Below are 14,522 nucleotides of genomic sequence, written 5' to 3'. Positions count from 1 at the left end.
AAAAACAGGATTGCCCACCATGATTCACAACGACGTACTGCGCAGCGTGCGCTACATGCTCGACATCAGCGACAACAAGATGGTCGAGATCATCAAGCTCGGCGGCATGGACGTGACCAAGGAAGACCTGCTGACCTACCTCAAGAAAGATGAAGAAGAAGGCTTCGTGTTCTGCCCGGATGAAGTCATGGCCCACTTCCTCGATGGTTTGGTGATCTTCAAGCGCGGCAAGGACGAAAGCCGTCCGCCGCAGCCAATTGAAACCCCGGTGACCAACAACATTATCCTGAAAAAGTTGCGCGTGGCCTTCGAGCTGAAAGAAGACGACATGCATGCGATCCTCAAGGCAGCCGAATTCCCGGTGTCCAAGCCTGAACTGAGCGCGTTGTTTCGCAAGTTCGGTCACACCAACTACCGCCCGTGCGGCGACCAGTTGCTGCGTAATTTCCTCAAGGGCCTGACCCTGCGGGTTCGCGCTTAAGCCATGAGTTACCAGGTCTCGCCCGTAGGCTTCGTACGCTCCTGCTTCAAGGAGAAGTTCGCCATCCCGCGCCAACCGCAACTGGCGCCGGCCGCTCGCGGCGTACTGGAGTTGGTGGCGCCGTTCGACCAGGGTGAAGCGGTGCAGGGGTTGGAGCAGGTCAGCCATGTGTGGCTGCTGTTCATGTTCCACCAAGCCCTGGAAGACAAGCCGCGCCTGAAAGTGCGCCCGCCACGTTTGGGTGGCAATACGTCCATGGGCGTGTTTGCCACCCGCGCCACTCATCGGCCTAATGGCATTGGCCAGTCGGTGGTCAAGCTGGACAAGGTGGAGCCGGGGCGGCTGTGGATCTCGGGAATAGACCTGCTCGATGGCACACCGGTACTGGATATCAAGCCGTATGTGCCGTACGCCGACATGATCGACGACGCCACAAACGGCATCGCCAGCAGTGCGCCGCAGTTGATTGCTGTGCAGTGGCTCAAGACCGCGCTGCAACAGGCGCAAGGCCACGCCCAGCGCCTCGGCGAGCCTTTGGCGGAACTGATTGAGCAGTGTCTGGCGCAGGATCCACGACCGGCGTATCAGGTCCCGACGTCAGAACGGGAATACGGCGCGCAACTCTGGGATGTGGATGTGCGCTGGCACTATCCGGAACCGGGGATGATTTGTGTGCTGGAAGTGGTGCCGGCGCAGTAAACCGCAAAAACGCAAAAGCCGGCGTTGCCTTCACAGGCAACGCGGGCTTTTCTTTGCAAACGCATTCAACTGTAGGAGCGAGCTTGCTCGCGAAAAAACTACAATCACCGCGTTAATTCAGGCTGCCAGCGTTATCGTTGACGTCCTTCGCGAGCAAGCTCGCTCCTACCAGTGACCCGAAGTCACTTCTCGACGAACGCACGCTCGATCAAGTAATCGCCCGGCTCTCGCATCCGTGGCGAAACTTTCAGGCCGAAGCTGTTCAACACTTCGCTGGTCTCGTCCAACATGCTTGGGCTGCCGCACAGCATGGCGCGGTCGTCCTCGGGGTTGATCGGCGGCAGGCCGATGTCGCTGAACAGCTTGCCGCTGCGCATCAGGTCGGTCAGGCGGCCTTCGTTTTCGAACGGCTCGCGGGTCACGGTCGGGTAGTAGATCAACTTTTCACGCAGGGCCTCGCCGAAGAATTCGTTCTGCGGCAGATGCTCGGTGATGAATTCGCGATAGGCGACTTCGTTGACGTAACGCACGCCATGGCACAGGATCACTTTTTCGAAACGCTCGTAGGTTTCCGGATCCTGGATCACGCTCATGAAGGGCGCGAGGCCAGTACCGGTGCTGAGCAGGTACAGGTGCTTGCCTGGCTTCAAATCGTCAAGCACCAGGGTGCCTGTCGGTTTTTTGCTGATGATGATCTCGTCGCCTTCCTTCAAGTGCTGCAATTGGGAAGTCAGCGGGCCATCGGGCACCTTGATGCTGAAGAACTCCAGATGCTCTTCCCAGTTAGGGCTGGCAATCGAGTAAGCACGCATGAGCGGGCGGCCGTTGGGCTGTTGCAGGCCGATCATCACGAACTGACCGTTCTCGAAGCGCAAGCCCGGATCGCGGGTGCACTTGAAGCTGAACAGAGTGTCGTTCCAGTGATGAACACTGAGGACACGCTCGTGGTTCATGTTGCTCATGTACGGGGAACTCCTGGAAATGGGTCTGCGCCAAAGATACAGATGCGCAATTGCACAGCATTCTAATGGCGGCGACAATATCTGTTAACTGGATTATTAAGATAAGGGTTATCGGTTATATCGATATGCGATTTACTCTCCGTCAACTGCAAGTTTTCGTCGCCGTCGCCCAGCAAGAAAGCGTCTCCCGCGCTGCTGGCCTTCTGGCCTTATCTCAATCCGCCGCCAGCACCTCGATTACCGAGCTGGAGCGCCAATCCAGCTGCCAATTATTCGACCGCGCCGGTAAACGCCTGAGCCTCAACGCCCTCGGCCATCAACTGTTGCCCCAGGCTGTGGCGCTGCTGGACCAGGCCAAGGAGATTGAGGACCTGCTCAATGGCAAGTCCGGCTTCGGTTCCCTGGCGGTTGGCGCCACGCTCACCATCGGCAATTACCTGGCGACGCTGCTGATTGGCAGCTTTATGCAGCAACACCCCGAGAGCCAGGTAAAGCTGCATGTGCAGAACACTGCCCATATCGTGCATCAGGTTGCCCACTACGAAATTGACCTGGGTCTAATCGAAGGCGACTGCAGCCACCCCGATATTGAGGTGCAAACCTGGGTCGAGGACGAACTGGTGGTGTTTTGTGCGCCGCAGCATCACCTGGCCAAACGTGGCGTGGCGAGCATGGACGAGTTGACCCACGAAGCCTGGATCCTGCGGGAACAAGGCTCGGGCACGCGCCTGACCTTCGACCAGGCCATGCGTCATCACCGCAGCGCGCTGAATATCCGCCTGGAGCTGGAACACACCGAGGCGATCAAGCGAGCAGTGGAGTCAGGCCTGGGGATTGGCTGCATTTCGCGGCTGGCGCTACGCGATGCGTTCCGCCGTGGCAGTCTGGTGCCGGTGGAAACCCCCGACCTGGACTTGGCCCGGCAGTTCTACTTCATCTGGCATAAGCAGAAGTACCAGACCTCAGCCATGCGCGAGTTTCTCGAACTGTGCCGCGCCTTTACCGCTGGGGTGCAGCGCAGCGACGAGATCGTGCTGCCGAGTATCGCTTGATGCTCAGATGAGGATTACGGCCCACACCAGGGTGATCATGGTCAGCGCCACGAATTGCGCGGCGCTGCCCATGTCCTTGGCGTTTTTGGACAAGGGGTGGCGGTCCAGGGAAATGCGGTCAATGGCTGCTTCTACCGCAGAGTTGAGCAACTCGACAATCAATGCCAGCAGGCACACCGCAATCAGCAGCGCCCGCTCGACCCGGCTGACCTGCAGGAAAAAGCTTACTGGGATCAGGATCACGTTCAGCAACACCAACTGACGGAAAGCCGCCTCGCCAGTGAAGGCCGCGCGCAGGCCATCCAGGGAATAGCCCCCTGCGTTGAAGATACGTTTGATACCGGTTTGACCCTTGAAAGGCGACATAGAATGTAGGCAACTGAACCAAAGAAGTGGGGAAGCTAGATCACGCAAAGTCAAAAAAGCGTGAAGTGGTTGTAACTTAATGCTGCGAAATTGACTCAAGTTGTTGCAACAGCAGTGCCGCCTGGGTTCGAGTACGCACGCCCAACTTACGAAAAATCGCCGTAACGTGGGCCTTGATGGTCGCTTCCGACACACTCAACTCGTAGGCAATCTGCTTGTTCAACAAACCTTCGCAAACCATGGTCAACACCCGGAATTGCTGGGGCGTCAAGCTGGCCAGGCCATCGCGGGCGGCCTTGGCTTCGTCGGACACATTGATTTCTTCAAACGCCTGGGGCGGCCACGACACGTCGCCGTCCAGTACAGCGCGCACGGCTTTCTGGATATCTTCCATCGCGCTGGACTTGGGAATGAAACCGCTGGCGCCAAACTCCTTGGAGCGCACCACCACGTCGGCTTCTTCCTGGGCAGAGACCATCACCACGGGGATCTGCGGGTATTGCCCGCGTAACAGCACCAGCCCCGAGAAACCGTAGGCGCCCGGCATATTCAGGTCGAGCAATACCAAGTCCCAGTCGGATTTTTCGGTGAGGCGGGCTTCCAGTTCGGCAATGCTGGCCACTTCGACCAGGCGTACATCAGGACCAAGGCCCAGGGTTACCGCCTGATGCAGTGCGCTGCGAAACAGCGGGTGGTCATCGGCTATCAGGATTTCGTATGTGGCCATTGGTTAAATGATCCTGTTTTTTATGGGAGCCCTGATGGGTTCAGGGTTCACCAATACACGAGGCGACGGCCAGGCAGCCATCGCCACAGGGCTCGCCCAACGCCAAAAGTACATGAAACGACGTCGAGCATTCACGGTTGCGCCCCAATCGGCGCCCAGCATGCCCAGCGCAGCCTGGAGGGTCAAGCACTACGCCCGTGGGCATTCTAGCGGGTGGCGGGTTCAGGGTGCCATCATGCAAACGTCGTCTGGCTAGACTGGCGGTATATAGGGTGCAAGGCGCGTATGGACAGCGTCCATCGGGTCCAAGGGCATTTGGAACTTGGCTGCCAGGTAATGGGTGCTGAATACATCAAGATAAGCATCCAATACTTCGCTGGCAGCTACATCTTCGGCCAGCTCCAGGCACAGCGCTGCCACCTCGGCAGTACAGAAATGGTCATCACGCTTGGAACGCCGCAGCTTGTAGCGCGATAACTGCTCAGGGGCCAGGCTCAGGACCGGCAAATGCTCAAGGTAAGGACTTTTGCGAAACATCTTGCGCGCTTCGCTCCAAGTGCCGTCCAGCAGGATAAACAGCGGACGCTTGCCCTCCTCCACGCGGACTTGACTGACCACCCGTTGGGGCGCCACGAACTCGCCGGGAAATACGATGTATGGCTGCCACTGCGGGTCAGCCAACAACGTCACCAAATCAGGATCCACCTCGGTACGTGACCAGGCAAATGCCGTGGTGTCGCCGATTACATCGGCAATCAGCCAGCCCGTGTTGCTCGGTTTCATCGGTTCAACGTCGTGCATCAGCAGGCACATGGCTGACTTGGCCGCGACTTTGGGTCGCCAGGCACACATGCAATACTCAGGAATCACCCGACAGCCGGGGCAGCGCTCAGCCCGCGACCCCCGATTGAGAAACGGCCTGACGGCACGCGTCAGGCGCTGGGCGCGCAAGCGGGAAACGGCGTGGCTCATCGGGCACGCGGCGAAGAAAAGGAAATCGACACGGAACAAACTCATGAAAAACAGAAGTGCCCGCAGTTTACCAGCGATACGCCTGGCTGTAGTGGCAAGGGCTCACCTATAATTGCGCGCCACTGAACGCACAGCGCAGTGGCTGGTCTATGCACCAGTAACCGAATCAGGAGAGTTTAATGCTGCGTTCCATGCTGCGCCTTGTTGCCCCATCCGTCGCCCTTGCGTTGGCCTTGCCCATGGGCGCCCATGCGGCCTCGCTGCTGGAGGCTCAGATGAACAGGAAGCTGCAAAGCGTCGCAGCCGAAAGCAACAAGGACCTGCCCCGGGAAATCGATGAAAAAACCCTGGAAGTGGCCTACACCGTCGAAGGCATGCAGCTGATTGATCACCTCAGCGTGCTACCTGATCGCGCCGAACAGATGCGCGCCAACCCCAAGGCTGTGTACTTCCAGCTGGGCCGCAGTGTGTGCACCAACCCGGGCTATCGCGAGCTGATGGCCAAGGGCGCGGTGATGCGCTACGAAATCACCGAGAACAAGACCAACCGGCCCGTGGCGTCGGTCAAGTTTGTAGAGGCCGATTGCCCGGCACCGGCAAAGAAGAAAAAGTAACCATTGCTGACTCCTCACGCGCTACTGTCCGGTAGCGCGTAAGCCCCGCTGCGTTTCCTGCCAACAACCGAACTTCGTGATGGGTGACCAATAAGCGGTTGCCAGCCAAGGGTTTTTCGGCCCATGATCATCCCATCCCATACGCCCATCCACAGCAGTTTCAATGCTGTTCTGTAGTACTTTCAGGGCAAGAAAGGCCTGCCCTCCTGCGGCATGTCGCGACACATGCAGTGTCGTGGCCCCGACGACGCTCTCGTCGACTACCCAGGCCCTGCAAAGAAGGAGAAGTTGAATGCCTTATGAATCGAATGAGCAGTTGCTTCGTCATTTTGAAGAAAACGGGACCGACCTCACGCAGCAGGTCGACGCACAAATCCAGCTGATCGCCCCTAACAGTCCGAATATTCCCCTTTATCGCGACATGATCCTCACCGTACTGCGCATGGCCCAGGACGACCGCGACCGCTGGAACGCCAAGATCACCCTGCGCGCCATCCGCGAACTGGACCACGCCTTTCGTGTACTCGAACAGTTCAAGGGTCGGCGCAAGGTGACAGTATTCGGCTCGGCACGCACACCTGTGGAAAGCCCACTGTATGCGTTAGCCCGAGAAGTGGGCGCTGCGTTGGCGCGCTCCGACCTGATGGTCATCACCGGTGGCGGCGGCGGTATCATGGCCGCAGCCCACGAGGGCGCGGGCCTGGAGCACAGCCTGGGGTTCAACATCACCCTGCCGTTTGAACAGCACGCCAATCCGACCATTGATGGCACCGAAAACCTGCTGTCCTTCCACTTCTTCTTTACCCGCAAGCTGTTCTTCGTCAAGGAAGCCGATGCGCTGGTGCTATGCCCGGGTGGTTTCGGCACCCTGGATGAGGCACTTGAAGTGTTGACGCTGATCCAGACCGGCAAAAGCCCACTGGTACCGGTGGTATTGCTGGATGCACCGGGTGGTGGGTTCTGGCAAGGCGCCCTGGATTTTATCCGCAGCCAGTTGGAAGCCAATCGCTACATCCTGCCCACCGACCTCAAGCTGATCCGCCTGGTCTACAGCGCTGAGGAAGCGGTGGACGAAATCAACCAGTTTTACGCCAACTTTCACTCCACCCGTTGGTTGAAGCGTGAGTTTGTGGTGCGCATGCACCATCCTCTCAGCGACCGTGCCTTGGCCCATCTGCAGGAAGAATTTGCCAGCCTGCGGCTCAGTGGTGAATTCCAGCAACTTGCCTATACGGGCGAAGACCACGACGAACCGCGATTCAGTCATTTGACCCGTTTGGTGTTTAACTTCAATGGCCGCGATCAGGGGCGGTTGCGAGAGTTGGTGGATTACATCAACCTCCCGGAGAACTGGGCGCAGGCTCAGGGCAAGACGCAGCAACGGGTAACGCCAGAACCCGCGTGACTTTTTCGCAGGCGAAAAAAAAGGCCCACTATTTTCATAGTGGGCCTTTTTTGTAGCGTTCAATCGTCCATATCCCGACCGCTTAACAAACGACTGATCATGTCCATGGAAAACCCGCGATAACTCAGGAAGCGACCTTGCTTCGCACGTTCCCTGGCATCAATCGGAAGATGACCGGCAAACTTGCGTCGCCAAGTGTCTTCCAACTGCGCCTGCCAACTGATACCGCATTCACGTAGCGCGAGGTCGATATCGGCACGTTGCAGGCCACGCTGGCTCAGTTCTTCGCGAATTCGTGCTGGGCCATAGCCAGAGCGCGCGCGGTAAGACACAAAGCTTTCAAGGTAACGGGCTTCCGACAACAGCCCCTCTTCCGTCAACCGGTCAAGAGCTGTTTCGATCATCTCAGGTTCTGCGCCGCGCTGACGCAATTTACGCGTCAGCTCGACTCGACCATGCTCGCGGCGAGCGAGCAGGTCCATCGCGGTGCGCCGAACGGCGACGAGTGTATCCAGTACCACAGTCATCGTTTGCTTCAGATGTCCGTGTCGGCTTCTTCCATTTCGTCAACCGGCTCGCGGTTGGCGGCAGCTTTCACGTCCGGCGCTGGGGTCAGCAGCTTATCGCGAATCTGCTTCTCAAGCGTGGCGGCGATATCTGGGTTGTCTGCCAGGAACTTGGCCGAGTTGGCCTTGCCCTGACCGATCTTGCTGCCGTTGTAGGCATACCAGGCACCGGATTTCTCGACGAAACCGTGCAGCACGCCCAAGTCGATCATCTCGCCGTTCAGGTAGATACCCTTGCCGTAGAGAATCTGGAACTCAGCCTGACGGAATGGCGGAGCCACCTTGTTCTTCACAACCTTGACGCGGGTTTCGCTACCGACAACCTCGTCGCCTTCCTTCACCGCGCCAGTACGGCGGATATCCAGACGGACCGACGCGTAGAACTTCAGCGCGTTACCACCGGTGGTGGTTTCCGGGCTGCCGAACATCACGCCGATCTTCATACGGATCTGGTTGATGAAGATCACCAGGCAGTTGGCGTTCTTGATGTTACCGGTGATTTTACGCAGCGCCTGGGACATCAGGCGGGCTTGCAGGCCCACGTGCATGTCGCCCATTTCGCCTTCGATTTCAGCCTTGGGTACCAATGCGGCCACGGAGTCGACGACGATCACGTCGATGGCGTTGGAGCGCACCAGCATGTCGGTGATTTCCAAAGCCTGTTCGCCGGTGTCCGGCTGGGAAACCAGCAGGTCGTCGACGTTGACACCCAGCTTGCCGGCGTATTCAGGGTCCAGGGCGTGCTCGGCGTCGACGAATGCGCAGGTGGCGCCCATCTTTTGCGCCTGGGCGATCACCGACAGGGTCAGGGTGGTTTTACCGGAAGATTCAGGACCGTAGATTTCAACGATACGGCCTTTTGGCAGTCCGCCAATGCCGAGCGCGATGTCCAGACCCAGAGAGCCAGTGGAAATAGCCGGGATCGCCTGACGGTCGTGATCGCCCATACGCATTACGGCACCCTTGCCGAATTGACGTTCGATCTGACCCAGGGCCGCAGCCAAGGCTTTCTTCTTGTTGTCGTCCATTAAAGTCCTCACGTAATCAATAAGGCCTGACGGCCAACACCTGTATAAGTAGACAGTATTGTTCCACAAAGAACCGGGATCGCCTACCCCTGTTTTTCTATTTCTGCTGCAGCTCGTCGCAACAAGCCCTCCAGTGCGGCTTTTACCGTTTGTCGGCGGACGTCGTCGCGGCTACCGGGGAAGTGCGCAAGCTCGGCCGTTACCTCCTCGCCCACCGCAAAGGCCAGCCAGACAGTACCGACCGGCTTGTCCGGCGAACCGCCATCCGGGCCGGCGATACCGCTGACCGCGACGGCAAATCGCGCCAGGCTTTTTTCCTGCGCGCCACGGGCCATTGCCTCCACCACTTCCTGGCTGACAGCGCCTACTTTTGAGAAGAGTTTTTCCGGCACGTTCAACTGCCGGGTCTTCTGCCGGTTGGAATAGGTGACATAGCCCGCCTCGAACCAGGCCGAACTGCCCGGTATCCGCGTAATGGCCTCGGCAATCCCGCCGCCGGTGCAGGACTCGGCAGTGGTGACGTGAGCATTGAGCACCTGCAAACGGCGACCAAGGTCGGCGGCCAGTTGAGTGATTTCCTTCACGGTCTTCTCCAGGAATGAGCGAGGGGTTCGCCTACCCTACAGGAGCTTATCGACCATGCAAGATACGGAGTGCATCAAGAGGCTAACGTGCGACGGCCCGCACATAAGCCTGGCAAGCACGCAAGGCGATCAGGGCGTTGTCGCCGTCGTCGGTGATGCGGATAATTCGCTGAGCATGCGCCGGGTCAAGTCGGGCTCGCGGGGCTGCATGAACCACGCTGCCGGAGCCGGTGGTGGCAGGCACTGCACAGCCACTGGCGGCATCGGCGGCGTCGAGAAGGACTGACAACCGCACATCAGCAGTGGCCAGGCGGTCACGCAGAGCAGCTTGGTTGCGTTGGGCATCGTTCAACTCCTGGATGTGTTGGCGGTCGCTGGCGTTGAGCTGTTGCTCAAGGGCCAGGCGCTTTTCCTGTTCCGTCCTCTGCCGGCTCAGCGCCGCCTGGTTTTGCTGGTTCAACACTTGCAGATGGGCAGCGGCCTGACGCTCCAGCTGCGCACCATACCGCCAGGCCTGCAACTGCCACACCAGCGCCATGAGCAGGCATATGCCGATCCATCGCACCACTCCTAGGAAACGCATAGCACCGCCTTCGCCCGCGCCCACAACTGCAAACGGTCCTCCAGGCCGTTGAGTCCACCGTTGATACGCCGGGTGATGGTGGTGAACTGGTTTTTGTCAGCCAGCTCGTTGAGCCCGTTGCTTTGCCAGAACCAGGCGGCGGATTCGCAGGCCCATCGAGGTTGTTCCAGCAACTGCGGATGACCAAGTAAATCCAGGCCCAGAGCCTCGCCACAGGCAGCATAATTAGCCCGCCCCGTGACCTGTATCAGGCCTCGGCCGCGAAATTTGAAACCATCCCCCACCACCGAATTGCCCAGATCAGTGCGCCCCTCATACCTCGCCTGCTGAGCGGTCGGCCCCCAAAGCTCTTTCAACCAGCGCAACTGTCCAGACTCATGCCCAACCTGGGCAATAAAGGCAGCCATCCTCGACGGGGTAATAACGTCATACGCATGCATTGCGATGTTTAAGGCAGGAACAAAAACGCCGGCTTGGCGGCCGGCGTCGGGGAGGATCTGTAGTAACTGCTGCGGCGTCATCATCATTAAGATCTCCAGGTGATAAAAACGCGCGACAAGCAGTCAAGTTTCGACATTGGATACACCGCTGACGATATCCAACGCTGCCTTGCGTTTTTGCATCACGTCATCAGGAATGGGTCGGGCACGCTCATACTTGGCGATCACCTGCCAGTCGGTTGATTGCAGATAAGCGACTGCCTTCGTCCTGAGCAGCTCGCCGTCCTCAGCGACACTGCCAATTTTCTCAAGGGCGTTAAGTTTTATCAGGCTCATACATTAACCTCGATGGGTTTGATAACCGGTGCAGCAATAACCGGCGCTCTTGGAATAGAAACAGGCCCCTCGCGCATCACAGCCAACGGTTCCGGGTTGCGCATAAACTCAGGCGAATCAGCGCTCACCGGTAGATTGAGGGTCAAGCTCAACACACCGTTGCTACGTTCAATCACCGACATAGGTGCCAACCATTTACATTCAACGTCGCTGGACTTCACTTGATAACCATCGGGAATCAAGGACAGATCCAACACATCTTCGCCAACGGTCAATCGCTCCCCCTTAAGGCTAGCCGTCAACTCGCCATCCATCAGAACGGCAAACAGTTTGATAATGATCATTTCCAAGCCCCCACTACCTGTACCTTTAAGTTTGTGAATTGCTGCGCCGTTGCACCGTTGCGGCAACTAAATCCTACTGAACTACCGTCTGCGTTTACCCATTTAGTGTTGATTCCGTAATGGTCATAACTAATGGTCGGCTGAAAATTGACCTCACATACGGCGAAACGTGGATCGACAACTTTGACAGGTAGCGCAACGACTTGGGTGATGATGTCCCCCGGCTGCAGCATCACACTTGTGCCGGTCCAGATATGCATGACGACTTTCCCGTTCTTGTAGCGCCATACGGCAGCATTACCATTCATCATGGTCAAGTCCATCAACCCGCTGCGCTCACCATCATTCACCGGTTGCAGTGCACTAGCACTGTCCATGACCAATTGCCAAGGGCCCCAGCGCGTTTCAGTGGTGCCATAACCCGTACGCCTATAGGCGTTCTGGGTAGCGCCTGCAAGACCAGTCAAACCTACGAAATCCTGAAACACCTGGTCGCCAGGATTCAGGACCGTGTTGACGACTCCATAGGCATATCCAGAGGGCAGGGTGCCTGCGGTATTCAGCGAGACGTACCCATACCCTTGAACTTGAGCAGTAGAAACGTCATCAATATTGGCAACGTAGGTATAGGGATTAAAGATCTTAAGACGTCGGCGCACCATGAGTGCGGCGTCAATATCCAACTCGCCATATATGCCACTTTGCCAAGGCTTAGCGACTGTTCCTTGGGCATACTGCCGGCTCCATTCGCGCTCACTGAGCAAGTCAAAAGCAATCTGTCGTACATGTCCTCCACCGGCGCCACTTACAGTTTGAATGATGAAAACATAGCTCGACGGAAGCGAAACCCCGCCATTGCCGAACATGAACAAACCATTGATAGGCGGTAGGGCGTCGGCGCTATCTGTAGGATTCATAGAGATAGGAGCGCTTGCTCCCCAGCCGCTGGCTTTGGCCAAAGCATCGCCCTGGTATAACTCTGCGGTCATTGCATTGAGCTTTATCATCGCACTGCGCGGAGTATCACCACCCACGCCGCTGGGGCGCGTACCCAAATCAATTTCTTGTCGTGCCATTTGAAGCTCCCCAAAAAAAGCAAAAAAATCCGCACGACGGCGGACAGGAAAAACGTCAGTCACCCACTCAAAAAACCGGCACCACCACCGGAGCCGAATCCGCGATTTCACAATGCAGAGAAATAGCCCCAACCAGTTCGTAGGGTTGCGCGTCTTTTAGCAACTTAACGGTCATGACTTTTCTGGAATACGTGATAACTGCCGACACGTCTTTCTCACCCACGCCCATGCTGTAGCCCCAACCACTTCCTTCAGGCGCCAGCGGGATAAGACCCAACGTACCGCGCACTTCATAGACACCTTGAGCCTTTCGCTTGGAGGTGACTTTTTGATTGCTGAACGGCACAACCGTGCAGGCGCCCTCGGCCCCGCTTAGTTCAATGACTGCTCTCATTTTCAAATCGCCTTTATAGAGCCATCAGCCTGCCTTGCGCAGTTGGCCGTGTTCAGAGTGGTGATGACATTCAACACGCCCACGTTCATGTCCGACGTAGGCGGCGCGATGTCCACTTCCGTGAGCCAGTTCGATGCGAAGGCTGCTGGCACTTCAAGGGCGCCAGTTTGAATTGAGTACATCGCAAATCGGGGCAGATAGACCACTCCGGGAAAACCGATGTAGATGGACATCAGGCCGGTCTCTGGACGACGGTACACGCGGACTTTCAACGAGGGTCCGCCTTGCAAGTTGCCAATGGCCGGGGATGCCGCATTCAACAGTGCAACGCCGGAACTGAACGAGCCCTGGTAGTAGTACCAAGACAAGTCGAGCGTAAACGGCGACGTGTAGCCGTTTATGCAGCCCACACACCGAATCAACGGCGATTCGCTCTCGGTATAGCGGATGGCGGTATGGATTGTGAGCGAGGAAACCAGCGAGCCATTGGCCTTCCCCGCCTCCGTAGTGTTCTGCCCCAATAGCCGCTCACCATCGGCCTGGAAGGCACGTGACTTGAGGCCCAGCCGCTGCTGGGTGGAGGCCAGGCCCGGGCCGTCGGTGAGGACTTTTTGCCAGGGTTGCCAAACGCCCACGACCTCCACGCGGATCCACTTAGAAGCGTCGTTGACGACGAAGTACTCTTGCATGGTGTAACCGGCCCCGGCCTCATTGACGGTCAACCAACCGTTTTGGCCTGTGGGGGTATGCAAGCCGGATATTGAATAGTAGGTGCCCGGTTTGCGAATGGTATCTATATCCGCTTGCGCAAGGGGGTTATATGCGCCTACACCAAAATCCCCAACCCGTACAACGCGCCCCGGTGTATGGTCATCTGGGTTGGTTGTCAATGTACCCGTTGCCGCAGTACCCAGTGCATCAACACGACTGTAAAGTTCTTGGGTCATAGCGTTTATCTTAATGCCTGTGCTTCGCGTGGTATCCCCACCAATACCTGTCGGCGTAGTACCTAGGTTTATTTCTTGTCTTGCCATAATTCTCTCCAGTCAAAAAACCCGCTCAAGGCGGGTGACGTTAATCTGGCGCGGAGTGCTGCTCATCAACTTGTGATAATTTTTATCACATACCTGTAACGTCAATTATTAACGCTGAGGCGACAACTCCATTTTGCTGTGTACTGGTAAACCCGGATGAAGATCCAGACGCCTTTGGCCTAGTACCAGCAATATCAATCGTACTCAATCTTGCTTCTATGACATTTGAATTTATTTTGTAGGAAGAAAACTCCGTGGTTCTGATATACGAAGTCATATAATTTGGAGACATTCCATTCACAACTTTAATGTATTTAACCCTTGTTGCTATCTGGTTATGGACAAAAGCGTATTTCCTTCCAGGCGTAAGGGACAATGTGTCATAACCTGTCATTATCGCCCTGACATCAAAAAGATCCCACCCTGAATCGAAAGTAAGCCGACCCAAATCATTAAAGAGCTGCAGACCAACGGTGGACACAGGAATGTCGCCCGGCCTAAAAATATAATAATTAACTAGCTGGCCAGCTGGGCCATCAGTATAAATATATGCGACATTTCCAACGGTGGACCCAAGGGAACTGAACACACCTGAAGAAACAGCAAGAATTTCTCCATCATTCACTGTTACCGCCACCCGTGTGGGGCTGGTATTTGTAGTTTCTCCGTTTGTGTATTTCTGACTTAATAACTGACCAGACCTTACCAAGGTGAGTACTGGAAAACCACTATCGACTTGGTAGCTGCCCTTATCGTTTATAGCTTCAAATCCCGCAATCATTAAAAAACTCCGTAATACATGATCCCGGACGGAAGATTCGTCTCATACTGATTTGTGACTCTGGTCCAAATCAGGGAA

20 protein-coding genes are annotated in these 14,522 nt (G+C 56.7%); 5 read left to right on the top strand and 15 right to left on the bottom strand.

Annotation, left to right across the window (positions count from 1 at the left end; all coding sequences use genetic code 11):
- Positions 1 to 19: 19 nt before the first annotated feature.
- Both QYQ93_RS07015 and tsaA read left to right on the top strand, forming a co-directional pair.
- Positions 20 to 481 (top strand): DUF1456 family protein, encoded by a 462-nt coding sequence (locus tag QYQ93_RS07015; RefSeq protein ID WP_043048901.1) that lies wholly within the window; start codon positions 20 to 22, stop codon positions 479 to 481.
- Between the two features lie 3 nt (positions 482 to 484).
- Positions 485 to 1,180 (top strand): tRNA (N6-threonylcarbamoyladenosine(37)-N6)-methyltransferase TrmO, encoded by a 696-nt coding sequence (tsaA, locus tag QYQ93_RS07010; protein ID WP_043048900.1) that lies wholly within the window; start codon positions 485 to 487, stop codon positions 1,178 to 1,180.
- Between the two features lie 182 nt (positions 1,181 to 1,362).
- Here the strand turns inward: tsaA and fpr are convergent, their stop codons facing one another.
- The gene (gene fpr / locus QYQ93_RS07005) at positions 1,363 to 2,142 is read right to left on the bottom strand and encodes a ferredoxin-NADP reductase (protein ID WP_003172178.1); all 780 of its coding nucleotides are present in this window, start codon (positions 2,140 to 2,142) and stop codon (positions 1,363 to 1,365) included.
- 125 nt (positions 2,143 to 2,267) lie between these two features.
- Between fpr and QYQ93_RS07000 the strand changes: the two genes are divergently transcribed.
- The gene (locus QYQ93_RS07000) at positions 2,268 to 3,194 is read left to right on the top strand and encodes a LysR family transcriptional regulator (RefSeq protein WP_010212678.1); all 927 of its coding nucleotides are present in this window, start codon (positions 2,268 to 2,270) and stop codon (positions 3,192 to 3,194) included.
- Positions 3,195 to 3,197: 3 nt separating this feature from the next.
- Here the strand turns inward: QYQ93_RS07000 and QYQ93_RS06995 are convergent, their stop codons facing one another.
- The 3 genes from QYQ93_RS06995 to QYQ93_RS06985 form a co-directional block, all read right to left on the bottom strand.
- Positions 3,198 to 3,560: a diacylglycerol kinase gene (locus tag QYQ93_RS06995; protein ID WP_019817716.1), complete on the bottom strand. Its 363-nt coding sequence runs from the start codon at positions 3,558 to 3,560 to the stop codon at positions 3,198 to 3,200.
- A gap of 76 nt (positions 3,561 to 3,636) precedes the next feature.
- Positions 3,637 to 4,287: a response regulator transcription factor ErdR gene (erdR, locus tag QYQ93_RS06990; RefSeq protein WP_043048896.1), complete on the bottom strand. Its 651-nt coding sequence runs from the start codon at positions 4,285 to 4,287 to the stop codon at positions 3,637 to 3,639.
- 252 nt (positions 4,288 to 4,539) lie between these two features.
- Complete coding sequence (locus tag QYQ93_RS06985; RefSeq protein WP_338477240.1) at positions 4,540 to 5,259, bottom strand: tRNA-uridine aminocarboxypropyltransferase; 720 nt, start codon at positions 5,257 to 5,259, stop codon at positions 4,540 to 4,542.
- A gap of 179 nt (positions 5,260 to 5,438) precedes the next feature.
- Here QYQ93_RS06985 and QYQ93_RS06980 point away from each other — a divergent pair, with 179 nt between their 5' ends.
- Both QYQ93_RS06980 and QYQ93_RS06975 read left to right on the top strand, forming a co-directional pair.
- Complete coding sequence (locus tag QYQ93_RS06980; RefSeq protein WP_043048893.1) at positions 5,439 to 5,873, top strand: PA3611 family quorum-sensing-regulated virulence factor; 435 nt, start codon at positions 5,439 to 5,441, stop codon at positions 5,871 to 5,873.
- 292 nt (positions 5,874 to 6,165) lie between these two features.
- Positions 6,166 to 7,278, top strand: a complete 1,113-nt coding sequence (locus QYQ93_RS06975) for a TIGR00730 family Rossman fold protein (protein WP_043048891.1) — start codon at positions 6,166 to 6,168, stop codon at positions 7,276 to 7,278.
- A 59-nt stretch (positions 7,279 to 7,337) separates the two neighbouring features.
- On the opposite strand, the gene recX is transcribed toward QYQ93_RS06975, so the two are convergent.
- The 11 genes from recX to QYQ93_RS06920 form a co-directional block, all read right to left on the bottom strand.
- Positions 7,338 to 7,805 carry a recombination regulator RecX gene (gene recX, locus QYQ93_RS06970; protein ID WP_043048890.1) on the bottom strand — a complete coding sequence of 156 codons (468 nt, stop codon included), beginning with the start codon at positions 7,803 to 7,805 and terminating at the stop codon, positions 7,338 to 7,340.
- 8 nt (positions 7,806 to 7,813) lie between these two features.
- Positions 7,814 to 8,872, bottom strand: a complete 1,059-nt coding sequence (recA, locus tag QYQ93_RS06965) for a recombinase RecA (protein ID WP_005785454.1) — start codon at positions 8,870 to 8,872, stop codon at positions 7,814 to 7,816.
- An 83-nt stretch (positions 8,873 to 8,955) separates the two neighbouring features.
- Entirely contained in the window at positions 8,956 to 9,456 is a 501-nt protein-coding gene (locus QYQ93_RS06960; RefSeq protein ID WP_124376637.1) for a CinA family protein, read from the bottom strand.
- A gap of 82 nt (positions 9,457 to 9,538) precedes the next feature.
- On the bottom strand, positions 9,539 to 10,039 hold the full coding sequence (locus tag QYQ93_RS06955) for a lysis system i-spanin subunit Rz (RefSeq protein WP_338476604.1): 501 nt from the start codon (positions 10,037 to 10,039) through the stop codon (positions 9,539 to 9,541).
- Positions 10,027 to 10,566, bottom strand: coding sequence for a glycoside hydrolase family 19 protein (locus QYQ93_RS06950; RefSeq protein WP_338476603.1), 540 nt, complete (start codon positions 10,564 to 10,566; stop codon positions 10,027 to 10,029). The genes QYQ93_RS06955 and QYQ93_RS06950 overlap by 13 nt, the downstream gene beginning before the upstream one ends.
- Before the next feature lie 36 nt (positions 10,567 to 10,602).
- Positions 10,603 to 10,815 carry a hypothetical protein gene (locus QYQ93_RS06945; protein WP_043048884.1) on the bottom strand — a complete coding sequence of 71 codons (213 nt, stop codon included), beginning with the start codon at positions 10,813 to 10,815 and terminating at the stop codon, positions 10,603 to 10,605.
- On the bottom strand, positions 10,812 to 11,159 hold the full coding sequence (locus QYQ93_RS06940; protein ID WP_338476602.1) for a hypothetical protein: 348 nt from the start codon (positions 11,157 to 11,159) through the stop codon (positions 10,812 to 10,814). The genes QYQ93_RS06945 and QYQ93_RS06940 overlap by 4 nt, the downstream gene beginning before the upstream one ends.
- Positions 11,156 to 12,235, bottom strand: coding sequence for a hypothetical protein (locus tag QYQ93_RS06935; protein WP_338476601.1), 1,080 nt, complete (start codon positions 12,233 to 12,235; stop codon positions 11,156 to 11,158). Before QYQ93_RS06935 ends, QYQ93_RS06940 begins: the two co-directional genes overlap by 4 nt.
- Before the next feature lie 67 nt (positions 12,236 to 12,302).
- Positions 12,303 to 12,629, bottom strand: a complete 327-nt coding sequence (locus QYQ93_RS06930; RefSeq protein WP_043048880.1) for a hypothetical protein — start codon at positions 12,627 to 12,629, stop codon at positions 12,303 to 12,305.
- A 2-nt stretch (positions 12,630 to 12,631) separates the two neighbouring features.
- The gene (locus QYQ93_RS06925) at positions 12,632 to 13,663 is read right to left on the bottom strand and encodes a pyocin knob domain-containing protein (RefSeq protein WP_043048879.1); all 1,032 of its coding nucleotides are present in this window, start codon (positions 13,661 to 13,663) and stop codon (positions 12,632 to 12,634) included.
- An 85-nt stretch (positions 13,664 to 13,748) separates the two neighbouring features.
- Positions 13,749 to 14,444, bottom strand: coding sequence for a hypothetical protein (locus tag QYQ93_RS06920; RefSeq protein ID WP_124421685.1), 696 nt, complete (start codon positions 14,442 to 14,444; stop codon positions 13,749 to 13,751).
- Positions 14,445 to 14,522: the final 78 nt, after the last annotated feature.

It is taken from the genome of Pseudomonas khavaziana (assembly GCF_036704165.1).
GTDB classification, from domain to species: Bacteria; Pseudomonadota; Gammaproteobacteria; order Pseudomonadales; family Pseudomonadaceae; genus Aquipseudomonas; species Aquipseudomonas khavaziana.
The sequence above is the reverse complement of the archived record's forward strand: the minus strand, read 5'-3'. Positions and strand labels throughout refer to the sequence as shown.